Source organism: Enterococcus aquimarinus (assembly GCF_001885765.1).
In the GTDB taxonomy this organism is placed as follows: domain Bacteria; phylum Bacillota; class Bacilli; order Lactobacillales; family Enterococcaceae; genus Enterococcus_I; species Enterococcus_I aquimarinus.
Map to the genome: position 1 here is coordinate 313,497 of NZ_JXKD01000001.1, position 22,281 is coordinate 335,777.

Below are 22,281 nucleotides of genomic sequence, written 5' to 3' on the forward strand. Positions count from 1 at the left end.
GTTCAATTTGTGTAGTTATTTGTTTACAGACAATAAACTCTCATTTATATTGTCAAACACATTGTCAAAATCCCCTTCACCATTGATAACGTAAAGCAGATTTTGCTCCTTGTAGAAGTGAATAAGTGATTCCATTAATTCCTTATTAATGTGTAGCCTATTTTCAATCACTTCTGGTTTGTCATCCAGTCGAATTTTTTCCCTTTTTGCTTCGATTTGGGAATTTCCTTGTTTTTCTTTTGAACGAAGATTCCCTCGTTGCGCTAACCGATGTCTTAACGTATCCTGACTTACATCTAAAAAGAAAACAGCGTCTAAATTCTGATTTTGACTTTGTAGGTAAGCTTCGAGCACTTTTGCTTGCTGTAGGGTACGTGGGTAACCATCCAGAACAAAGCCATTTTCAACATCTTTTTCTTGTAAGCGACTCTTAACCAATGAGTTTATCCACTCATCTGGAACTAGCTCTCCTTTATTCATATATTCTTGCACTCTGAGTCCGAATGTATCTTTCTCCTTGGCTGCTTCTCGTAACATTTCACCAGTTGAAATAGCCGTCAGGTGGTACTTCTCTGCGATTCTTTTAGCTTGAGTGCCTTTCCCAGCACCGGGTAACCCTAAAAGGACCAGCCTCATAATTTTTCCTCCTTATAAACTAAAAAAGGAAGAGATGATTTTTTAAATTATTCCATCTCTTCCTTTCCTGTGAAACTATTGTATTTTTACACGATAAGGTCATTCAATTATTTCATGTGCCAAATAACTGTTTATTTTGGCTCTAATTTCAATGTCATAGCATTGATGGCAACAATTACAGTCGAAAGTGACATCAAGACGGCACCGACTGCTGGGCTTAATGTTATGCCGATTGGTGCTAAGATTCCTGCAGCTATTGGGATTGCGATAAAGTTATACCCTGCTCCCCAAACAAGATTTTCTTTCATCTTACGTGTGGTCTTCTGAGCCAACTCGATAAAGGATTCAATGTCGCCCGGGTCTGACTGTGTCAAGATGACATCGGCTGAATCCAATGCTACTTGAGTTCCCGCACCAACAGCTATACCAACGTCTGCCAATGCAAGAGAAGGTGCGTCGTTGACCCCGTCACCGACCATGATAACTTTCTTTTCTTCTGCTTTAAGTTTTTCAATTAATTCATATTTGTCTTGAGGAGATTGATTAGCCAAATAATCAATACCTAAAATTTCTGCCACTCCTTGAGCCGCTTTTTCATTGTCACCCGTTGCCATGATGGGTTGAATGTTGTTCTTTTTAAGGGCTTGTATTAATTCTTTACTTGTTGGTTTTAATTCATCCCCTAAAGCTACAGCACCGATTGCTTCGTCGTTTTCTACTAAGACACTGAGGGTTGCTCCTTTTGGAATATCCATATCTAGATTACGTCCGTATGCTTTTTGACTGATTAATTGATAACGATGTCCGTTAGCTTGACCTTCTACACCAGCGCCAGAAATAACATCAATCGAATCAAAACTTACTGGACGTATCCCTTGCTGTTCTGCGTAACTGATAATTGACTGAGCGATAGGATGACTAGATCCGCCTTCGATACCTGCCAATAAGGCAACAATTTCATCTTTCGTATATTTATCATTAAAGAGTTCAACATCTAGTACTTTAAACTCACCAGTCGTTAAAGTTCCCGTTTTATCTAAAACCATAACATCTGCATTTGTAGTCAACTCCAAAGCTTCGCGGTCTTTCACTAATAATCCACGACTGGCCCCTAAGCTGGTACTACGTGCGGTAACCAATGGAATAGCCAGACCCAGCGCATGCGGACAAGCAATAACTAATGTGGTGACTGTAAAAATAACTGCCGTTGGTACATCAGCGATAATCATCCATATAACAAGGGCAATAAGCGCTACAATAACCGCAATATAAAAGAGCCATCCTGCAACTTTTTGTGCAAGATTTTCTGCTCGAGATGGTTGGCTTTGAGCTTGACTGATTAATGTCTGAACCTGAGAAATGAAGGACTTATCGCCCGTCTGCTTTATTTCCACATAGAGGACTCCGCCACCATTGGTTGATCCACCGATGACCTCATCTCCGGGATTTTTTTCAATTGGTTTCGATTCCCCAGTCAAAAGCGCTTCATTTACACGTGATTCGCCACGCTGGATCGTTCCATCTGCTGGAACATTTTCTCCGGCTTGAACACGAATCAAATCACCTACTTGCAAGTCAGCAACTGGACGTGTTTCAATTGAATCGTCTTCCAATACAACATGAGCATCTTTCGGCACCAACTCAGCCAATGCTTTTTGTGCATCTCCTGCTTCTCCAACAGCTTTCATCTCAATCCAGTGACCTAACAACATGATTAATATTAATGAAGAAAATTCAAAGAAAAAGTCCATCACATGTTCACCAGTCACATATCTAGCAATGACTGCATAAACACTGTAAAAGTAGGATACAGAGATACCAAGAGTGACAAGAGCCATCATTCCAGGAGCTTTTTCTTTAAACTCATCTATTGACCCCATATAGAAAGGTTTACCTCCATAAATGTACAAAATCGTAGAGAGAAGAACCACCAATATATCAGAATACTGAAATGTAAACTGAAATGGTAACGAAATCCCCATCATAGGCGATAAAATCATAATGATAATTCCTATAGGTAATGATTTTAAAAATATTTCCTTGAAATCTCCATGGTGGTGATGCTCGTGCCCGGCGTGGCCACTGTGGTCATGACCAGCATGATGATCGTGGTGCCCCCCGTGAGCCCCTTCTTCTACCTGTTCTTCATGATAAGCGTGACCAACATGTTCGTCATGTTGATGATTATGGTCTCCGTGATGTTCCATTTCATTATGGTCGTGTTTTGAGTGATCCATGTCGCCGTGATTATGATGACTATGTGACGAATGTTTTTTGTTATTCCTCATTTTTAATTCCTCCTTATTAGATTAGAGACTGATTTTAAAGTTTTAGAACCCTCTCATCTAACACTACATATAATTCTCATGAAAAGGGTTCTATACTTTATCTCTATCTACTATCTATGAATAAATGGTATTCGTACTTTATGCACTTAATACTGAATAGTTAGTTTCTGCTAAAGCAGCATTGAGCGTTTCGGTATCAATCTCTGTTTGACTTTCAAGTACTGCTTTTTTAGTCGCTAAATCAACCTCTACAGATTCAACCCCTTCAATGGCTGAAAATCTTTCTTGCACCGTGTTCGCACAACCTGCACATTTTACGCCATCTAATAAGACTTCTTTTTTCATTATTTTATTCCCCTTTTTTTTTATCTTCTCCTATTATATAGAATAGGAAGAAGTTTAAATCCCAGATAAGCTACGTGTTTTCTAAACAACTGCTGGTTTGAATCGTCTTAACCGTAAAGCATTGAGCAAGACCGATACGGAACTGAAACTCATGGCGACTGCCGCAAACATTGGACTCATCAATGGTCCGCCAAAAATATACAAGAGACCCATCGCAACTGGAATACCTACAAGGTTGTAAGCAAAAGCCCAGAACAAGTTTTGTTTAATGTTTCGTAGCGTTGCATGACTTAAATCAATCGCAGTCAATACAGCGGTTAAATCATTACGCATAAGGACAATATCAGCCGATTCAATCGCCACGTCTGTACCTGAGCCAACTGCAATACCGATATCTGCTTGAGCTAATGCGGGTGCATCGTTAATGCCGTCCCCAACCATCGCTACCTTCTTGCCTGCCTCTTGTAGTTTTTTGACTTCCTCTGCTTTATCTTCAGGTAATACTTCACTTAATACACTGTCTATACCCACTTGCTTAGCAATCGCTTTGGCTGTAAGTTTGTTATCTCCAGTAATCATGATTACTTCAACACCGCGTCTTCTAAGTTCTTTAACAGCCTTCATACTATTTTCCTTGAGTGTGTCAGCTACTGCGATAATTCCAGCTAGTTCTCCATCAACAGAGAGATACATCGGTGTTTTTCCTTCGTCTGCTAAACGATCGGATTCTTTTTCCATGCTTGATAAATCAATCTTTTGCTCTAGCATCAGTTTACGGTTTCCAATGTACATATCTTTGCCCTCAATTTCAACTCGAATCCCGTGTCCAGGAATCGCTTCAAAATGATCTGGTTTAGCTAATGTCATGTTCTCTTCTTTTGATTTCTGTACGATGGCTTCGCCTAATGGGTGTTCAGAACCTGTTTCACCGGAAGCTGCATAATATAAAAGATTTTCTTTAGTAATAAGAGGAGTTACCAAAATATCCGTCACGATAGGTTTACCTTCTGTCAGTGTCCCTGTTTTATCAAATACAATCGTGTCTAAATTATGAGTGGTTTCTAACGCCTCACCACTTTTTATCAAGACACCATGTTCTGCCCCTTTTCCGGTTCCAACCATAATACTTGTTGGAGTCGCCAAACCTAAGGCACATGGACAAGCAATGACAAGGGTTGTTATGATAACGGATAAAGCAAATATTCCAGATTGACCTGCAATTAACCAAGCAATCCCTGCTAAAACGGCTAATGCTATAACAATCGGTACGAAATATCCGGTAATGATATCGGCCATTCGAGCAATGGGTGCTTTAGACCCTTGAGCATCTTCTACTAATTTTATGATTTGAGATAGAGTTGTATCACTTCCCACTCGAGTCGCGCGGTAATCAATGGAACCATTTTTATTGATACTAGCCCCAATAACCTCGTCTCCATCTTCCTTTTCTACGGGGATACTTTCTCCTGTCAGCATTGATTCATCGACTGAAGTGCGTCCCTCAACAACAACACCATCTACAGGCATACTTTCTCCCGGACGAACTCGAATAACATCTCCTAAAGCGACTTCGTCCACAGTAATCTCTTGTTCCACACCATTACGTATTACTCGAGCTGTTTTAGGAGCCAAGTTAACTAATTTTTCAATAGCTGAGGACATTTGCCCCTTTGAGCGTTCTTCTAAAAATAGCCCTAATGTATGGAGCGTCAAGATAACTCCAGTTACTTCATAATAAAGTAAATCGGAAAAGTTGCCGTAACCCAGGCCTGTCCCGATTGTCGCAGCAAGGCTGTAAACAAATGCAGACGCCGTACCAAGCGCAATCAGGGAATCCATATTTGGGTGACCTTTAAATAAAGTTTTAAATCCCTTCTGGAAATATTCCCAGCTTACTACCATTATCGGCAAAGTCAGAATAAGTTGTAAAAGAGAAAAATTAAATGCATTTATCATTGGGTCAACGATATTTGGTAGAGGCATACCTACCATTGGACCCATGGATATAATTAATACAGGGATTGTAAATATAATGGATATCCCAAAACGATTTAAAAGTTGCTTCATTCTTTTTTCTTTTTTCTCACGCTTCTCTGCTCGTGAATTATCTTGAGTATCCGTAGTCTCTAATACGGCTGCATAACCACTATTGGATACAGCACCAGTCACATCAGATACTGAAATTGCCGACGGGTTATAGGAAACTTGCATTTTTTCTGTCGCTAAATTGACGGAAGCTTTATCTACGCCCGACAACTTTCCGACGGCTTTTTCAATTGTCTGTGCACAGGATGCGCAGGTCATACCTTCAATTGCAAAGGTTTGCGTCTTTCCCTCTTGGGCAATCAGTTCATACCCTGAATTATCCACCGCTTTTTGTAGATTTTCTACCGAAAAAGTTGGTTCATTGTATTCTATACTCAACTTTTCTGTTGCTAGGTTCACAGAAGCCTTTGTGACCCCATGCACCTTTTTTGCCGCTTTTTCTACTGTCTGTGCACAAGACGCACAGGTCATGCCTTCAATACTAAACACTTTACTTTCCATTCTTATCCCCCTCTGTTAGGAATGATGTAAGTGACATTCACATTGTCCCGTTACACATTCACACGGAACTACTTCCAAAGCGCTTTCTGATTTTTTCTGCAATAGTTCCATTAAACTTGCAATATCCTTTTTGCTCAGTGCTACTTCCTCTACCAAATCAGCAATGACCTTGCCATTATGTTTGTTACAAACCCGAGAAAGGATATCTTCTGTGTATACATCCATACTCTCTTGCTCACTAACTTTCGCAGTGTAAATGAACTTTCTTCCTTCTGGAGAAGTAGCCAGTGCGCCTTTTTCAACCAAACGGCCTATCAACGTTTTGATTGTTGGGGCCTTCCATTGCATTTTACTCTCTAAAATTTCGATGATTTCTCGACTGGTCACTGACCCGTGTGCCCAAACAACCCGCATGACTTCCCATTCAGCATCTGTAATTTTAATTTGGATATTCATCACCATTATTTCTCACTTCCCTTTTACGTTTACAATCGTAATCTACAACCATAGTCTACACTCGTAAACTATGGTTGTCAAGGAATTTTTATTGCGTCTCATATAAAGCATTAAAAATTCCTATCTACCTTTAGATGATACACGCACCTTCCATATAGATACCAGGCATCAGATGAATAAGGAGTTAAACCAACTTCGAAAAGTGTTCTACAATACGGATCATATTGCTTACAAAGCCATATTCGTTATCGTACCAAGCAACTGTTTTAACCAATTGTCCCCCATTTGCATCTAATACTTCTGTTAACGTTGCATCAAAAACGGATCCATGTGTATCCCCCACGACATCGGAGGAAACAATTTCATCCTCAGTGTACCCATATGAATCATTCGCGGCTGCCTTCATCACTTCGTTAATCTGATCAACGGTTACCTCTCTATCCAACACCGAGAACAGTTCTACAAAGCCCGCAGTAATGACAGGAACCCGTGTGGTGGTACCCGTAATGATCCCTTTAACCTCTGGAATGACTTTTCCTAATGCGTTGGCAGCGCCAGTCGTAACAGGAATGACATTTTGAGCACCTGCGCGACTTTTACGTCCCCCGGAAGCATCTTGCATGTTTTGTGTCGCTGTATAGGCACGCAATCCTGACATCAGGCCTCGTTGAATCCCAAACTCGTCCACTAATATTTTTGTCATTAAGGCTAAACCATTTGTCGTACAGGAAGCGGCAGAAATAATTTTGTCACTTGGACTCAAAATCTCTTGGTTGACACCAAAGACAACGACTTTCGTTTCTTCATCTTTAGTTGGTGCTGAAATAATTACTTTTTTAGCTCCAGCGTCTATGTGTGCCTATGCTTTTTCATTAGTTGTGTAGAAGCCTGTACATTCCAAAACGATATCAATGTCCAAATCGGACCATGGTAGTTTTTTGGCATCCTTTTCTTTGAATGTTTTAACTTCTTTGCCATCAACCAGAATTGAATCGCCTCTTGCCTCGATATCATAAGGGAAAATCCCATATGCAGTATCGTATTTTAAAGAGTAGGCTAAATCCTCATTATTTGTTAAATCATTTACTGCAACAACCTGTAGTTCTGAGTCCCTCAACTCTTTAATACGGCGAAATGCTAAGCGTCCAATACGACCAAACCCATTAATAGCTATTTTTATTGTCATTTAATCTCATTCCTCCTTTTTTCATTTTGATTACAACTGTAATCTGCTTAACAACTATAGATTACATTTGTAAACTATAATTGTCAAGCTTTTTAATCCTTAGTTAAGAACAAAAAATTCGTTGTTCTTCAAAGACATTCTTTATCATAAATTTAGAATTTGTTTCATCGAAAGCCCAATTCGATAGGTCGAATCTAAATCTTACGTTAGTTTACGATTGTATTCCTTTGTATGCTCGCAGCCTATTCAGGTAAACAAATCACGTCAATAGTTCTTTTTGAAAAATTAAAAAGAAGAGCAGCTGAGAATTCCTCTCGGCTGCTCTTCCAATATTCTTTTTTAGATACATCCCTGTTTCTTACTCAGCAGAAAGCTCCGAGTCGGTTACCCATTTATGGTTCTTGACTTCCTCTCCACCCGTGGTTGGCTGGTAGTCAATCATGTATACTGTGGTGCTTTTAGCATCGTCAATCGTAGCCGTTGCGCCTTCCATGCCTTCCATGTGGTTGGCTTCCAAGGTTACCTCGTCTCCTGGTTCGAAAGGTTCCTCTCCTGCATCCGCAATCTCCTCGTGAATTACCCATTTGTGATTCTCTTCGCGCGGGCCGCCATTCGTAGGATCATAGGATACCTCGTAGGCTACAGTGTCAAAAGCGCCCACAATCGTGGCTTCTGCCCTCTCCATGCCTTCCATGTGCCCGTCTGTGATTGTTGCCGTCTCCCCCACGTTGTAGGTAGGATTTTCAGCTTCCTTCAGGCCCTCAGGGATTTCACCGGAGTCATCATGGACCATGCCTTCCATATCGTTTCCCTCCATTTCATCCATGCCACTCATGGAAGATTCCTCTGCCATACTTTCAATAGAACTAGCTTCTGATTCGGCAGCCGATTCCTGGCTTCCGGTATCTGTCGAACACGCTACCAAGAGAGTTGCTGCGGAAATACTTAAGATACCTGTTAAAATTCTGTTTTTCTTCATCTGCTGTCTAATCCTTTCCCATATATACTGTCTACAAATGTAAATCGATATAAGACTATTCTAAAGCCTTTAAATAAAAAAATCAAAAGATATCCCTTTTACGAAGAATATCCAGCAATATTTGGGTCTATTCCAATGAAAACTAATGAAAAAAGAGCTGTGCAATCCAAGTCCATTTTTCCTATTTTATAGCGTCCAACATAGCTACGTAACTCTGGTAGTTCTCGTTTCCGCCAGATAGGTTGTAGACTTCCTTGAAGCCATGATTAATCAAAACGTTTTGGGCCGCATTCCCGGTCACGCCTTTATTACAGTAAGTGACGGTCGGTACTTCCTTGTCTAATTCTTCCGCACGGATTCTTAGTTCCCCTAGCGGTATATGGACGGCACCCTTCACATGGGATTTTTCATAATCCTTTTTCGAACGGGTGTCGATGATTTGGATTGCCTCGCCTTTTTCTTGAGCGGCTAATATCTTAGTCGGCGTCATCAACGGGTTACGTTTGATGGCATTATCCAATGCCATACCGGTATAAAGAACGGGATCTTTTGTCGTTGCAAACGGCGGTGCGTAAGCCAAATCTAAGTGGAAAAGGTCTTCCGCTTTGGCGCCGAAAGTAATGGCGGTAGCAAGCACGTCAACCCGCTTGTCAACACCACCTTTGCCAATAACTTGCGCGCCTAGGACAAGGCCCGTCTTGCGGTCTGCCAAAGCTTTAATGGTTAATTCCTGTCCGCCCAGATATTCAGCGTGATCGGGTTTCAAGTTATAAAGCGTTTCGTATTCATAGCCTTCCTGAATCGCTTCTTTTTCGGTTAAACCGGTTTGGCCGACGTGCAGGTCAAAGATTCGGAAGATCCCGGTTCCCAGTACTCCTCGGTGTTCCAGGTTTCCGCCCGTAATAACGTCCCCAGCAATGCGTCCCATTTTATTGGCCGTCGAGCCCAATGGACGGTAAATCGGTTTGCCGGTAATGACGCTGAAGCTTTCGGCCACATCGCCGACCGCATATACATCCGGCACATTGGTCTGCATCTTTTTGTTTACGGCAATAGCGCCCGTAGTGCCAATCTCCACGCCAATTTGTTTAGCCAACTTAGTATTGGGACGAACCCCAACCGAGAGGAAGACGACATCAGCTTCAAGAGTCTCGCCCTTAGTGGTGGTCACACTCTTAACTGAACTTTCACCATCAATGGTCTTCACGGTATCACTCAAAAGGAGCCGAACACCATGAGCACGCAAGTGTTCCTCGACGCGGAATGCCATATCGGCATCCATTGGCGGCATCACTTGGTCCTGCATTTCCACCAAGGTTACTTTCATCCCTTTATGCACCAATTGCTCGGTCATTTCCAAGCCGATAAAACCAGAACCAACCACGACGGCTTTCTTCGGTTGCTTCAGGGAAAGGTAAGCAGTTATGTCGCGGTTATCCTGAATGTTCCGTACTTGGAAGACGTTGTTGTATGCGCCTTGGTTGAAAGGAGGCGGTGTGAAAGGATTGGCACCAGTGGCAAGCACTAATACATCATAGCTGTCTTCTTTCGTTTCCCCGGTTACGACATCCAACACTTCCAACGTTTTCGTTTCATGATTGACTTTGGTTACCTTGTGTTCAGTAAAAATATCAACATTATAACGCTTTTTGAACCAAGCAGTATTTCGGGGAGTCAGTTCGTCAATGCTTTCGACTTCCCCACCAATTTGATAAGGAATCCCGCAAACAGAATAAGAAATATCTTTTCCTTGGTCATAAACAACAATTTCAGCTTCTTCGGTATTTCTTCTAGCTTTTGCCGCTACGGATGTGCCGGCTGCAACGGAACCAATAATAACTATTTTCATGTTGTCTGCCTCTTTTCCATCATTTTATTCTTTATTTAGTATTCATACCCGTCAAACCAATGTTTTGTTTTATTTGAAAATTTGACTAACAATAACATCATTGGTACTTCAATTAGAACACCAACAACGGTCACAAGAGTTGCGCCTGAATCTAATCCAAACATTGAGATCGATACCGCTACCGCTAGTTCAAAGAAATTACTAGTGCCCACCATAGCTGCTGGGGCTGCAATATTGTATGGCAAGCGACAGGCTTTGGATCCCCCGTACCCTATAACATAAATCAAAATATTTTGAATAATTAAAGGAACTGAAATAAGTAAAATGTGGAGAGGATTCTCAATAATGGGTTGTCCTTGAGTTGTAAAAATAATAATTAATGTTAAAACCAAGCCCAAATTTGTATAACCATCAAATTTTCCAATAAAAGTATTTTCAAAATACTCTTTTCCTTTTTTATTTACTACTACGTTACGTGTAAAAATAGCCGCTACTAATGGCGCAACGATGAATAATACCAATGATAAAACTAACGTTTCCATTGGAACATCAATGTCTGTGACACCTAGTAACAACGAAACGATTGGAACATATAGTAATAGGATTAAAATATCATTTACCGAAACCTGGACCAGGGTATAGGCTGGATCACCATTTGTAAGTTTACTCCAAACAAATACCATTGCTGTACAGGGCGCTGCTCCTAGTAAAACAGCACCCGCTATATATTCTCCAGCTAACTCTGAACTAACCCACTGATTAAATACAACATAGAAGAAAAATGCGGCAATAGCGAACATCGTAAAAGGCTTAATTGCATAATTAATGAAGCTAGTCAACGCAATACCTTTAGGTTTCTTTAAAGCGCCTACTACACTAAAAAAATCTATTTTTAAAAACATTGGAAATATCATAATCCAAAGTAAAATGGAAGTTGGTATGGAGACGTTATAAAATGTCATTCCCTCTAAATCTATTGGAACACCGGGTAAAAAATAGCCAATCAATATCCCGGCAATCATACTTAATCCTACCCACAACGATAAATATTTCTCCCAAATACCTATAGCTAGTTTATTATGTTTCTTTTCTGAAATCGTCGTCATAATTATCTCCTTTTAAATGAGGTTAGATCGATATTATTGTAGAACGCCAAGGTTTGTCTTATCGGTCTTATTTCCTTCTTTGATACAAATACAATCCGCGGCATGTGTCAGCAAGTGAACCGTTTCCTGAATGTACTGCTTTGCTGTTTCTTCGTTAAGGGAATAATGATGCCAGGTCCCCTTTTTTTCTGAAGTCACCATTCCTGCTTCAGTCAGTACCTTGATATGGTGGGATAGGGTTGGCTGCGTAAAATCAAAGTGTTCTAAAATATCACAGGCACACATTTCCCCACATGAGAGCATGTCTAATATTTTGACACGTTTTGGTTCAGATAGGGCTTTGGCAATCTTTGCATACGATTCGTATGTCATTTTCAGTCTCCTTTCTACTTTACGGTAGAGGCCGTTATTTTTTCTAAGGATACACCTAACCAATCAGCAATCTCCTGGTTAGTTGGATAATCTCCGACTTTCACTATGGTATCGTTATTCAAAACAGTCACTGGCAAACCGTCTATTCCTTTTTCCTGAAGCACTTGCTGAACGGCTTCATTGCGAATAAAAGAATTTGGATTCGCACTTAGATTGTAACGGACCATTTGCTTTCCTTCTACTTTCCGAACGTGTTGCATGACAGCAGTGATGCGAATCAAGTTTTCATCCACAGAAGGGCCGCATACGCCGGTGCTGCAACACAATGCTGGTTCATAAATCGCTAATTTCTCCATTTTTTTTATTTCCTTTCATAAAAGACTATAGTATGGTCGCCAAAGCTTCCCCTTTGAGTTCTACCGAACTCCACTCCACAACCGCAAAGTGGTTGTTTGATACTTCAGCTACTTTTTGGATCCATTTTTGTTCGTTTTGAGCCCGGGCTAGCAGCAATTCATTGGTGGTTCCGGTTGATAACATGCTGTTATTTACCACCCACCACGTATGCGCAATGTTTGCCCGGTCTAAGTCTTCCTTTAATCGAAGCGATTCGTATACTGGCGTATTTTCAGGCAGTGTGACCATCACCACTTCCGTTTGCTGTGGGTCTTGCAACACTGGCAACAACTGGCGTACCGATTCCGGCACCTCCCCTGAAGTTCGCTCCACTTCTTTGGCGTAACTTTGGGAAGAGTCCAACAGCAATAAGGTGTGTCCCGTAGGTGCGGTGTCAATGACGACCACATCGGCGTCGACGGTCGCTACAATGTCAGCGAAACGTCTGAAAACGGCTATTTCCTGGGTACATGGAGAGCGCAAATCTTCTTCCACATAGGCCAAGTCTTCTGGTGACATCGTTTGGCGGGCCTTCGTCAGCACTTCTTCTTGATAATCTGCTAGTTCTTGCTTTTCGTCAATGCGACTCATTTTGATCGCGTCCGATTCTTGAATGATATAGCCCAAGTGGGCAGCAGGATCGGTTGTGGCCAAGTGGACTTTCTTGCCTTTTTCCGCCAGTCCAAGGGCAATGGTAGCGGCAATCGTTGTTTTTCCAACCCCGCCTTTTCCCATCGTGAAGACCACACGCTTATTTGTACGCACCAAATCATCGACAATCTCTCTAAGCGCCGGGTAAGTTTCGTTTTGCAAACTTGCAGGAGCAGTAATGACGTGCTCATCTTTTAAGAGTGAACGTAAATTTTCAAGGCCAGTCACGTTAAAGGAACGCAAAGGAATCTGTGTAGCTGGAAGTTGCTTCAAGCTGGCGGGCATATTGGTTAAGGCTTCTTGCTGCTCGTCTGCAAACTTTTGCGAAACGGCATCGGTTGGCTTCTCCAACACGCCATTGACGATGAGTCGTTGGTTAAGAACACCCAATTCTTTTAGCTCGTTAAAAGCGCGTTCCGCCTCCATAATCGGCCCTTCTTGTGGCCGGGTGACTAAGAGCAAGGTTGTTTTTGTTTTATCGGCTAGCGTTTTGACCGCCCGTTCGTAGCTCTCCTTCTGATCACCTAAACCGGAAAGTTGTCCCATGCAAGAAACACCTGTAGTGTTCTCATCTAGAAAGTTATTCCATGCAGACGGTAACTGCAGCATCCGCAACGTATGGCCTGTTGGTGCGGTATCAAAGAGAATGAAATCAAATTTCTGTTCGACTTCAGGATTGGTCAAAAATCCAGCAAACTCGTTAAAGGAGGCAATCTCCACGGTACAAGAACCTATGAGTTGCTCCTCCATATTGGCAATGGCAGATTCCGGCAACAGCCCCCGATAAGGGCCAACGACGGACTCCATGTATTCCTGAGCTGCTGTAATGGGATCAAAGTTGGCCACATGCAAGCCTGGTACTTCTTCGATTGCCGTTCCTTTATTGGTCAGTTCCCGTCCAAACACATCTTGTAAGTTACTGGCAGGGTCTGTACTGACCAGCATCACGCGCTTGCCACTGTCAGCCAGTGCGACCGCTGTCGCGCAGGCGGTTGAAGTCTTTCCAACCCCGCCCTTTCCCGTAAAGAATAAGTATTTTGTTAAGTCACTTGCTATTGGTGAATAATTTTCCATCTATCATCGTTCCTTCCTTTTAACAGCAGTCGGAGCCAGCTCCGCCGCAACAGCTACCGTCAGCTGATCCTGCCATGACGAATTGGATTCCCATGAATGTCGAAATATCATCTAAAGTAGGATAAGCGCCTTTTTTCTTTACTTCCCCATTCACCAATGTGATCGGCAACGCATCGGCCAATTCTTCTTGCAAAATGGTTGTCACGGTTGCATTATTAACAAATTCTTGCGGGCTGCTCGACAGGTTGTACCGAATTGCCTCGTAGCCTTCAACTGTATTCAGGGCTTGAATAGCAGACGTCATCATCAATAAGTCTTCATTCACGGAAGGCCCGCACACCCCGGTGTTACAACACATGGCCGGCTCAAATAATTCCAGTTTATTCATCATATTATCTCCTTTTTACTATCTACTTCTATACATAGAAAGTCATCTATGTATAATATAGAAGTTCATCTATCTTTTGTCAATACATTGAATAGTAAAACTATATGAAAGCTTGGAGGAATCTTTTTAAGTACACTTAACCTGGATACCTGCCTAAAAAAGGCTGGAGAGAATGAAAAGGGAACTTCTCTTATCACAAGAAGTTCCCTTTTACTAATTCTATTTATTGAGGATTCGCATGGCATTGATGACGGCAATCACGGTGACCCCCACATCCGCAAAGACCGCTTCCCACATCGAAGCCACCCCAAAGGCACCCAGAATGAGGAACAAGCCTTTCACCCCAAGGGCGAAGAGGATGTTTTGCCAAACAATGCGACGGGTATCCTTGGCAACCTGCATGGCCGTCCCAATCTTGGAGGGTTTGTCGTCCATGATCACCACGTCAGCGGCTTCAATGGCTGCGTCGGACCCCAGGCCACCCATGGCGAAGCCGATATCGGAGCGGGCCAGGACCGGGGTATCGTTGATTCCGTCCCCGACGAAGGCGACTTTTTCATTCTTCTTCTTGCGGGAGAGGATCTCCTCGAATTTCGTCACCTTGTCTTGCGGCAACAGTTCGCTGTAGACCTCTGAGATTCCCAGTTTCTTGGCTACTGCCTCACCTACAGACTGGGCGTCACCCGTGAGCATGATGATGTGTTCGATTCCCAGCTTCTTCATGGTGGCGATAGCGGCTGCGGCGTCTTCCTTGATGGCGTCCGCAATCAGGAGGGAACCGGCGTACTCACCTTCCACAGCCAGGTACACGATGGTTCCGATTTCAGATACTTCTTCGAAGTTCACCGCGAATTTTTCCATCAGACGGGCATTTCCCGCCAACACTTCTTTGCCGTCAATGGTCGCTTGGATTCCGTGTCCGGAGATTTCGTTATAGGCAGTGATTCGTTCTTCCTGGATTGCTTGGCCATATCTTTCCTTGATAGAATCGGCAATCGGGTGGCTAGAATGGGCCTCGGCATGGGCTGCCACTTCAATCAAATCTTCTGGACTGACCCCCAGCTTGGGCTCAATCGCGGTAATCTCGAACTTCCCTTTTGTCAAGGTACCGGTCTTGTCCATCACCACGTACTTCAAGTCGTTCAGGGCTTCCAAGTAGTTGCTGCCCTTCACGAGGATCCCTTTTCTTGAAGAAGCGCCAATTCCGCCGAAAAAACCGACGGGAATGGAGACGACCAGGGCACAGGGGCAGGAAATAACCAAGAAGATCGCTGCCCGGTAGATCCATTCATCGAACGTCGCTCCCGGGAGTACCAAGGGTGGCACAACCGCCAACAGGAGTGCGGCGACCACGACGACGGGCGTATAGTAGCGCGCAAATTTGGTGATAAACTGCTCGGTCGGCGCCTTCCGGCCGCTGGCGTTCTCGACCAAGTCCAAAATCTTCTTAACGGTGGATTCCGCAAAGGGCTTCTCCACCACTACTTTCAGCACACCGTTGCGATTGATAAAGCCACTCAGGACGGAGTCGCCTGGGGCCACGCTCCGCGGAACCGATTCCCCGGTCAAAGCGGACGTATCCATAGCGGAGGTTCCCTCCACGATTTTCCCGTCCAACGGCACTTTCTCACCCGGGCGGACCAGAATGAAATCACCCGCTCTGATGGTTTCCGGTGCGACCTTCACAATCCCGTTTCCCGTATCCAGGTTCGCGTAATCGGGACGGATATCCATCAGGTCCGCAATCGAGCGGCGGGACTTGGAAAGGGCGACATCCTGGAATAGTTCTCCCACCTGGTAGAAGAGCATGACCGCGACGGCCTCCGGATATTCCTGTACATAGAAGGCAGCCAGCGTCGCTATTGTCATCAGGAAGTTCTCGTCAAAGACTTGTCCGCGGAATATGTTTCGGACCGCACGCCAGACGACATCATAGCCGGAAATCAGGTAGGCAATCACGAACAGGATAACGGGAAGAACTCCTGGAAGTGGCAGGAATATTCCGGCCAGCATAAGGGAGAAGCCGAGTACCAAGCGAATGACGGCTGTCCTCAGTTCATTTTCTTCCCCGTCTTCCCTATTATCCCGCTCTACCGCTTCAGCAGCTGCTGATTCCGACTCGGCTGTCTTCGTGCTCATTGCAATCAATGTACCGTCGGCCTTGTTCTTCAGGACCACATCTGGCTCCAACGTGTTCACTTTCTGTTTCACTTGGGAGAGGATTTGGTCTTTCTTCTCATTCGTCACCTCAAAGCTCAAGGTCTGCGTCATGAAGTTCACATTGCTGTTGGCCACACCTGCTACCTGAGCCACGCCTCTTTCGACCTTGCTCGCACAGTTGGCGCAGTCGATCCCGTCGAGGATCCATTCGTAGTGTTTTTCGTCCTCTTTTGGCTGGGTATCCTTGTTGGCTTCAGTATCCAGCTTGAGTAGGCGGCCGTCGGCCTTGTTTTTCAGGATCACGTCGGGCTCCAGCTTATTCACTTTCTGTTTCACTTGGGAGAGGATTTGGTCTTCCCTTTCCCCAGTCACCTCGAAGCTCAAGGTTTGGGTCATGTAGTTCACGTTGCTGTTGGCCACACCTGCCACCTTCGCAACGCCTCTTTCTACTTTATTAGCACAATTAGCGCAATCGATCCCATCGAGGATCCATTCGTGTTGTTTCTTGTTCTCGTCCATTGCGTCTCTCCTTATTGAATATTAGTTTGAATGGCTTTCTCTATAATCCCAACAGGGTTTGAATGGTGCCATTTTCTATCATAATATAAATTCCTAATCCAATAAAAACCAGCGAGACTATCACCCGCTGATACTTCTCGATTGTTTCTGATATCAAGGTAATTTTTGATAATCTGTAACTGATATAGCAAAGGATCGCCACAGAGATGGCGAAAACAATTAACGCTACACCAATTTCAATTCCAGCTAGTGATGTAAAGTAAGGGATATAAATACCTAGATTGTCACCACCGGAAGCCACGGTAATCAGGGCTACCGTCCAAAATAATCGGTTTCCCCCTCCTGCTTCCATTTTTTCAAGCACTTCCTCTTCATCTTCATCCTGCTCTCCCTTGAAAGCAATCCGAATTCCTAAGTACAGTGGAATCAATCCCAACAAACCAATAATCCAGTCTTCAGGAATGAGGTTTAAAACATAAGCTGCAAATAAACTGAACGCAACGAGCATTCCCGTTCCCAGGTATTGTCCCCCAACGATTCCCTTCATCTTCCCCTTCGTGCTGCTTTGAGAGAAGATAATCATGAGGATCAGGAGATAATCAATACTGGTAGAAACATAAACCGCAAGGGCAGATATAATTGTTTGTAACATAGGTGCACTCCCATCTAAGATATAAGTTGCAAGTCTTCTCCCACTCTTAAGACCGAGCAAATAAAAGTCACTATTTCTTCGTTGGCCAGCGAATAGTAAACCATCTTCCCTTCTTGATACGATACTGTGACACCGTTTTTCTTCAAGAAGCGCAAGTGGTGAGAAGTTGACGCCATACTGGCATTAATGATTGCGGCTAAATCGCATACGCACATCTCTTTATAAGTAGCGAGTGCATATAAAATCTTTATCCTTGAAGAATCCCCTAGACACTTGCTCAGTACTAATAAATCCGCAAAATCTTTATCTTTCAGTTCCGTTTGAACCTGGTCAACTTTTTCTGCATGAATAATCGTCGTTTTACAAACGTCCAAATCTATATTTTTCATCTTTACACCCCTTTCATTAAAATGTTTGTTTGAATGAAGTGTAGCACATTCTCTCTTGTTTTTCTATATTATTGGAGTCGCATTTACGCATTAATTCAGATTTTCTTCTAAAAATTACGCTCTTCTCTTGTAAATCCTCTAAAGGTCAAAGTTTGAAATCATAGTAGTTATTAATTTTTTGGAAAAAGTTTTGATATTTATCGGCTAGTATTCCTTACAAACACAGAAAGAAAAACAATTCAGTCAATTGCCACACCGTGGACTTCATCAAAAAAGCCGCATGCGGACAACTGAAATCTACTATATGCTGCATGAAGCCATTCAAACAAATAGAAAAGTTGCCATACAAATAGAAGCCATTGATTGCGACGGCTTCTATCAGGAAGATATCATCGGATCGATTAAAAAATCCGACTCGCTGGGTATTTATATAAAGAACCAAAATGTTCACTATGATGAGATATTAAATATCCAGTTTTACACTTAAAAGCTGCTTCTATTGATTGAATAACGTTTTATTCAAGCGAATACCAGGAGGGTTTATTTTGGATTGGGGAAATAAAAGGCTAGTTTATTATTAACCAACTTCAATTTGGCGTTGAAAGGCGTGCCTTTTTTACTCTTAAACCCTTTTATGAGGCTGGTTTCTTGTTTAGATAACAGATCCTTTACGTTTTTCTTCGTGAGTGTCTTCCCACTCCATTTTTTAGGCAACGTAAATGTACAGCCCTCACGATAACCCGCACAACCAAAGAACTTCCCTTTATCTAGAACATTCTTACAGCATTGCGGACATACACCCATGACAGTGTTTGCTTCGCCTTTTTCAGTATGTTTTTTTATCGCACTGTTTTCAAATGTATCCGGTACTTTTTGGATTAAATGGTGAATAAAGTTTGTAATACTGCTCAAGAACGCTTCTTGTGTACCTTCCTGATTGCGTATTTTTTTAAGGTACTTTTCCCATTTAGCAGTCATAGAAGCGTTGGCTATCTCATCATTTTGAATGACTTCACAAAGCGTCTCACCTTTTGGTGTGACCAAGACATTATTTTTCTGAAGCGTGATATAGTCTTGCTTTTTCAATGTTTCAATCACATTTGCGCGCGTCGCCTCCGTCCCAATGCCTTCGGTTTCTCTTAATATCGCTTTATTCTCTTCATCTTCGGCGTCGCGCCCCACATTTTTCATGGCCGTAATCAGTGTTCCCTCTGTGTAATACTTGGGTGGCTGTGTCTTCTTTTCCTTGGTGTAAAAGTGGCTAGCTACCGCGTCACCTTCTCTTACAGTGGGAAGTGTTTGATTTTCTTCTGTCGTCTTTTTCATTTCTTTCTCGTTTTTGTAAAACTTCCGCCAGCCCATCACTTTTTCTACTTTACCCGTTGTCTTAAACAAAACAGCATGGACGGTGGTTTCGATCGTTGTTTCATCGTAAATATAAGGTTTTTCAAACATACTCAACGTGCGATACAAGATTAATGCATATATATTTCGTTCCTTTTGAGATAAAGCTGCTAAGTTTGGCAACGTGCGCGTCGGGATAATGGCGTAATGTTCCTGTACGTTTGCGCCATCGACATAGCGCTTGTTCTCTTTTAACTGCGGTTCGGCAATCGTTTCGTTCACTAAATTTAGATAGCTGGGAAGAGCGTTTTTTAAATAGTCAAACTCCGGACGACCAATATAGTTTGTATCGGTACGCGGGTAAGAAACCAGCTTTTTTTCGTACAGACCTTGCACGATTTTCAACGTTTCTGAAGCACTGTAATGAAATCGTTTGTTCGCTGTCGCTTGTAAATCAGAAAGACTAAAGAGTTTGGGTGCATACTGCTTCTTTTCTTCCGTCTTGACGGATGTGATCTGTCCGGGAGCCGAATCGCTTATTTCTTGTTTCTCTTTAAATGCCTCTAAATCGAATTCACTGTCAAAACGACCTGCATATTTTCCTTGGTAAACGCCTTTTTTGTGACTGAATCTGCCATATAATTCGTAAAAAGGTTTACTAACAAATTCCGCAATCTCTTTATTCCGCTGGTAGATGAGGTATAAGGTCGGTGTTTGGACGCGTCCAATGCTAAAAACGCCTTTCATGCCATTTTTTTGCATATAGAGCGTGTACAGACGCGAGAGATTCATGCCGACTAGCCAGTCAGCGATTTGTCTGGTTTCGGCCTCTTTATAACTGGAATAGAATTCTTCTCCGTTCCGTAAGTGGTGGAACCCATTTTTTATTTCTTCTTTTTCCAATGAATTAATCCAGAGACGCTTGAGTTGTTTATGGTTATTTCCTGAAAGATTAATGATTAAGCGCGCAATCGCTTCTCCCTCTCGATCGCCATCAGTGGCGATAATAATCGTGTCTGCTTCATCTAAATGCTTTTTAACGATGGTGTATTGCTTTTGCTTCCCATCACTGACTTTGAACCGATACTCGGTTGGCAACAGCGGCAATGTATTGAAGTCCCATTTTTTCCATTTCTCATGGTAATCTTCTGGAGAAAAAAGGGAAACGAGGTGACCAAACCCATACGTGATGACGGCATTCGCAAATTCTTTGTCCGATACCACAAAGTGGCCGTCTTTACGCTCGGAATGGTCAAAAGCGTCTGCATAAGCGGACGCCTGACTGGGTTTTTCGGCTAAAATAACGGTTTTACTCATTCGCTCACTTCTTTCTTTGTTTTCTTGACAATATATCAAGTTTGATATATTGTTTAATTATACAGAACGTGATAGGAGTTTCTATGAAAAAATACGAAATAGAAATTTATGAAGATAAAAAAGGGAAAAGTCAAATCATGGATTGGATCAAAGAATTAGATAGTAATCCAACAAAAGAAAACAAGTCAACTTTAAAAAAGCTCTACTACCAAATGGAACGCCTTGAATATGATGGCACATTTGTAGGAGAACCGCTAGTAAAACAAATTGACGGGAAACTGTGGGAACTACACCCCATCCCTAATCGGGTCTTTTTCGCAACGCTAGAAGATAATCAGTTGCTTTTATTGCACCAATTTAGAAAAAAACACAAAAGACGCCCAAAAATGAAATCGAACAAGCGAAACGTGAACTAGCTGATTGGCTAGAACGTAAGAAAGGATAATTAATATGAAATGGACCGATGTAAAGAAAGATATTAGCAGCATTTCGCAAGAAGATAAAAATCTAATTGAATTGACCGCTCTATTAGCTAGCTTGCGTAAAGAAAAAAAAATGACGCAAAAAGAATTAGCTGAAAAGGTGCATGTTTCCCAGGCTCAAATCGCTCGAGTAGAAAATTTTTCTTATACTCCCTCGTTAAAAACCATTACCAAAATTGCAGACGGTTTGAACTTAGAACTGACATTCAGAGACAAAACGACCAAAGAATTGGTGAAAAATTAAATGATGCATTACAGTCTCTCGTTCTAAAATTAAAAGCAGCACTCTCAACACTCTTATTGGGGGGTTGAGAGTGTTGCTTTTAATACCTCTTGAATAAATAAAAAAGTTCCTAAAACGAAAAATAATCATTTGAGCGACTCAAAACATTTATCTTCTCCGAATGGCAGCACTGGCCACCATTTTAGCTCCGGAAATGGTACTTCTTCCACTACCAGTCGTGAACCACATCGATTTTGCCACACTTGGACCTTTGATAATCACAAAACCCATCCCTATTAGTCCAGCTAATTTCACCCAATTGAAATCATCAGACATCAAGATTTGCGTAAACAGCAACATGGACACGATTTCCAATAATAAGGTCACGATCTGACTCAAGAATTCCCGCCACCAAATCCCCATATAGTTGTATTCATCATTAATAATAGTTATTGCCGCAAAAACGCTGGTGAGTTCCAATATCAAGAGTTCCGCATGAACAATGCAGACCTTCACCAAAAAGGCTTAATGACAGGGTTCTTGCTCTAGACCGCAAAGTAAATGTGAAGAAATAATAAAATACGGTTTATTAGTTTATTTCTCCTAATTTTCTTCGATTTATTGCCCTATATAGAGATCCTTGAGATATTCCGGTTGCTGAGACTATCTCTTTAACAGAATATTCTTTACTGTCATACATCCGAAGTGCAACAGTAAGCTTTTCTTTATCTAGCTTGGGTCTACCTAATGTTTTTCCACGCTTTTTGCTTGCTTCGAGTCCTTCCTTTACTCTTTCAGCAATTAAATTCCTTTCTAATTCTGCAATTACACACATCATTTGAAACATGGCTTTCCCTGTTGATGTTTTAGTATCCATATTTTCTTTTAATGACGCCGATTGTAAAATTAAGCGAGACAAATA

21 protein-coding genes and 2 pseudogenes are annotated in these 22,281 nt (G+C 42.3%); 3 read left to right on the top strand and 20 right to left on the bottom strand.

Features of this window, described 5'->3' with window-relative positions:
- Positions 1–15: 15 nt before the first annotated feature.
- The 17 genes and pseudogenes from RU93_RS01525 to RU93_RS01600 all read right to left on the bottom strand — a co-directional run bounded on the left by RU93_RS01525 (position 16) and on the right by RU93_RS01600 (position 17,993).
- A complete protein-coding gene (locus tag RU93_RS01525) occupies positions 16–636 on the bottom strand; it encodes an adenylate kinase (protein WP_071873847.1) in 621 nt (206 codons plus the stop codon).
- Between the two features lie 131 nt (positions 637–767).
- Positions 768–2,924: a heavy metal translocating P-type ATPase gene (locus tag RU93_RS01530; RefSeq protein WP_071873848.1), complete on the bottom strand. Its 2,157-nt coding sequence runs from the start codon at positions 2,922–2,924 to the stop codon at positions 768–770.
- A gap of 138 nt (positions 2,925–3,062) precedes the next feature.
- The gene (tcrZ, locus tag RU93_RS01535; protein WP_002294571.1) at positions 3,063–3,269 is read right to left on the bottom strand and encodes a copper chaperone TcrZ; all 207 of its coding nucleotides are present in this window, start codon (positions 3,267–3,269) and stop codon (positions 3,063–3,065) included.
- 81 nt (positions 3,270–3,350) lie between these two features.
- On the bottom strand, positions 3,351–5,816 hold the full coding sequence (locus RU93_RS01540) for a heavy metal translocating P-type ATPase (protein WP_071873849.1): 2,466 nt from the start codon (positions 5,814–5,816) through the stop codon (positions 3,351–3,353).
- Between the two features lie 15 nt (positions 5,817–5,831).
- Positions 5,832–6,281 carry a CopY/TcrY family copper transport repressor gene (locus tag RU93_RS01545; protein ID WP_211272540.1) on the bottom strand — a complete coding sequence of 150 codons (450 nt, stop codon included), beginning with the start codon at positions 6,279–6,281 and terminating at the stop codon, positions 5,832–5,834.
- Positions 6,282–6,456: 175 nt separating this feature from the next.
- Positions 6,457–7,458, bottom strand: a pseudogene (gap, locus tag RU93_RS01550) (type I glyceraldehyde-3-phosphate dehydrogenase).
- A 358-nt stretch (positions 7,459–7,816) separates the two neighbouring features.
- The gene (locus RU93_RS01555; protein WP_071873851.1) at positions 7,817–8,437 is read right to left on the bottom strand and encodes a YdhK family protein; all 621 of its coding nucleotides are present in this window, start codon (positions 8,435–8,437) and stop codon (positions 7,817–7,819) included.
- A gap of 181 nt (positions 8,438–8,618) precedes the next feature.
- Positions 8,619–10,286 (bottom strand): FAD-dependent oxidoreductase, encoded by a 1,668-nt coding sequence (locus RU93_RS01560; protein ID WP_071873852.1) that lies wholly within the window; start codon positions 10,284–10,286, stop codon positions 8,619–8,621.
- Between the two features lie 35 nt (positions 10,287–10,321).
- Positions 10,322–11,392, bottom strand: a complete 1,071-nt coding sequence (gene arsB / locus RU93_RS01565; RefSeq protein ID WP_071873853.1) for an ACR3 family arsenite efflux transporter — start codon at positions 11,390–11,392, stop codon at positions 10,322–10,324.
- A 33-nt stretch (positions 11,393–11,425) separates the two neighbouring features.
- A complete protein-coding gene (locus RU93_RS01570) occupies positions 11,426–11,764 on the bottom strand; it encodes an ArsR/SmtB family transcription factor (protein ID WP_071873854.1) in 339 nt (112 codons plus the stop codon).
- A 14-nt stretch (positions 11,765–11,778) separates the two neighbouring features.
- On the bottom strand, positions 11,779–12,120 hold the full coding sequence (arsD, locus tag RU93_RS01575) for an arsenite efflux transporter metallochaperone ArsD (protein ID WP_071873855.1): 342 nt from the start codon (positions 12,118–12,120) through the stop codon (positions 11,779–11,781).
- Between the two features lie 25 nt (positions 12,121–12,145).
- Complete coding sequence (gene arsA, locus RU93_RS01580; RefSeq protein WP_071873856.1) at positions 12,146–13,885, bottom strand: arsenical pump-driving ATPase; 1,740 nt, start codon at positions 13,883–13,885, stop codon at positions 12,146–12,148.
- 19 nt (positions 13,886–13,904) lie between these two features.
- Entirely contained in the window at positions 13,905–14,273 is a 369-nt protein-coding gene (arsD, locus tag RU93_RS01585; protein ID WP_211272534.1) for an arsenite efflux transporter metallochaperone ArsD, read from the bottom strand.
- A 219-nt stretch (positions 14,274–14,492) separates the two neighbouring features.
- A complete protein-coding gene (locus RU93_RS01590) occupies positions 14,493–16,697 on the bottom strand; it encodes a heavy metal translocating P-type ATPase (RefSeq protein ID WP_245785354.1) in 2,205 nt (734 codons plus the stop codon).
- Positions 16,698–16,814: 117 nt separating this feature from the next.
- A pseudogene (locus tag RU93_RS12390) lies at positions 16,815–16,952 on the bottom strand (cation transporter); the annotation flags it as partial.
- A gap of 40 nt (positions 16,953–16,992) precedes the next feature.
- Positions 16,993–17,604 (bottom strand): CadD family cadmium resistance transporter, encoded by a 612-nt coding sequence (locus RU93_RS01595; RefSeq protein WP_071873859.1) that lies wholly within the window; start codon positions 17,602–17,604, stop codon positions 16,993–16,995.
- Positions 17,605–17,618: 14 nt separating this feature from the next.
- A complete protein-coding gene (locus RU93_RS01600) occupies positions 17,619–17,993 on the bottom strand; it encodes an ArsR/SmtB family transcription factor (protein WP_281246329.1) in 375 nt (124 codons plus the stop codon).
- A gap of 247 nt (positions 17,994–18,240) precedes the next feature.
- On the opposite strand from RU93_RS01600, the gene RU93_RS12025 reads away from it, so the two are divergent.
- Positions 18,241–18,480 carry a hypothetical protein gene (locus tag RU93_RS12025; RefSeq protein WP_169818074.1) on the top strand — a complete coding sequence of 80 codons (240 nt, stop codon included), beginning with the start codon at positions 18,241–18,243 and terminating at the stop codon, positions 18,478–18,480.
- A 53-nt stretch (positions 18,481–18,533) separates the two neighbouring features.
- On the opposite strand, the gene RU93_RS01610 is transcribed toward RU93_RS12025, so the two are convergent.
- On the bottom strand, positions 18,534–20,654 hold the full coding sequence (locus tag RU93_RS01610; protein WP_071873861.1) for a type IA DNA topoisomerase: 2,121 nt from the start codon (positions 20,652–20,654) through the stop codon (positions 18,534–18,536).
- A gap of 83 nt (positions 20,655–20,737) precedes the next feature.
- Between RU93_RS01610 and RU93_RS01615 the strand changes: the two genes are divergently transcribed.
- Complete coding sequence (locus RU93_RS01615; protein ID WP_084131099.1) at positions 20,738–21,070, top strand: type II toxin-antitoxin system RelE/ParE family toxin; 333 nt, start codon at positions 20,738–20,740, stop codon at positions 21,068–21,070.
- A 34-nt stretch (positions 21,071–21,104) separates the two neighbouring features.
- Positions 21,105–21,380 (top strand): helix-turn-helix transcriptional regulator, encoded by a 276-nt coding sequence (locus RU93_RS01620; protein WP_071873862.1) that lies wholly within the window; start codon positions 21,105–21,107, stop codon positions 21,378–21,380.
- 147 nt (positions 21,381–21,527) lie between these two features.
- Here the strand turns inward: RU93_RS01620 and RU93_RS01625 are convergent, their stop codons facing one another.
- Both RU93_RS01625 and RU93_RS01630 read right to left on the bottom strand, forming a co-directional pair.
- Positions 21,528–21,875, bottom strand: a complete 348-nt coding sequence (locus RU93_RS01625; RefSeq protein ID WP_211272535.1) for a hypothetical protein — start codon at positions 21,873–21,875, stop codon at positions 21,528–21,530.
- Positions 21,876–21,948: 73 nt separating this feature from the next.
- Positions 21,949–22,281 (bottom strand): recombinase family protein (locus RU93_RS01630; protein WP_143139403.1); only part of this gene is annotated, 333 nt, incomplete at its 5' end.

What these genes read in the sequence shown, in the direction of transcription:
- arsA (WP_071873856.1), bottom strand. Translation starts at nt 13,885, where the DNA reads ATGGAAAATTATTCACCAATAGCAAGTGACTTAACAAAATACTTATTC.
- RU93_RS01525 (WP_071873847.1), bottom strand. Translation starts at nt 636, where the DNA reads ATGAGGCTGGTCCTTTTAGGGTTACCCGGTGCTGGGAAAGGCACTCAA.
- RU93_RS01555 (WP_071873851.1), bottom strand. Translation starts at nt 8,437, where the DNA reads ATGAAGAAAAACAGAATTTTAACAGGTATCTTAAGTATTTCCGCAGCA.
- RU93_RS01620 (WP_071873862.1), top strand. Translation starts at nt 21,105, where the DNA reads ATGAAATGGACCGATGTAAAGAAAGATATTAGCAGCATTTCGCAAGAA.
- RU93_RS01530 (WP_071873848.1), bottom strand. Translation starts at nt 2,924, where the DNA reads ATGAGGAATAACAAAAAACATTCGTCACATAGTCATCATAATCACGGC.
- RU93_RS01560 (WP_071873852.1), bottom strand. Translation starts at nt 10,286, where the DNA reads ATGAAAATAGTTATTATTGGTTCCGTTGCAGCCGGCACATCCGTAGCG.
- arsD (WP_071873855.1), bottom strand. Translation starts at nt 12,120, where the DNA reads ATGGAGAAATTAGCGATTTATGAACCAGCATTGTGTTGCAGCACCGGC.
- RU93_RS01615 (WP_084131099.1), top strand. Translation starts at nt 20,738, where the DNA reads ATGAAAAAATACGAAATAGAAATTTATGAAGATAAAAAAGGGAAAAGT.
- RU93_RS01570 (WP_071873854.1), bottom strand. Translation starts at nt 11,764, where the DNA reads ATGACATACGAATCGTATGCAAAGATTGCCAAAGCCCTATCTGAACCA.
- RU93_RS01595 (WP_071873859.1), bottom strand. Translation starts at nt 17,604, where the DNA reads ATGTTACAAACAATTATATCTGCCCTTGCGGTTTATGTTTCTACCAGT.
- RU93_RS01540 (WP_071873849.1), bottom strand. Translation starts at nt 5,816, where the DNA reads ATGGAAAGTAAAGTGTTTAGTATTGAAGGCATGACCTGTGCGTCTTGT.
- RU93_RS01610 (WP_071873861.1), bottom strand. Translation starts at nt 20,654, where the DNA reads ATGAGTAAAACCGTTATTTTAGCCGAAAAACCCAGTCAGGCGTCCGCT.
- arsD (WP_211272534.1), bottom strand. Translation starts at nt 14,273, where the DNA reads ATGAATAAACTGGAATTATTTGAGCCGGCCATGTGTTGTAACACCGGG.
- tcrZ (WP_002294571.1), bottom strand. Translation starts at nt 3,269, where the DNA reads ATGAAAAAAGAAGTCTTATTAGATGGCGTAAAATGTGCAGGTTGTGCG.
- RU93_RS01600 (WP_281246329.1), bottom strand. Translation starts at nt 17,993, where the DNA reads ATGAAAAATATAGATTTGGACGTTTGTAAAACGACGATTATTCATGCA.
- arsB (WP_071873853.1), bottom strand. Translation starts at nt 11,392, where the DNA reads ATGACGACGATTTCAGAAAAGAAACATAATAAACTAGCTATAGGTATT.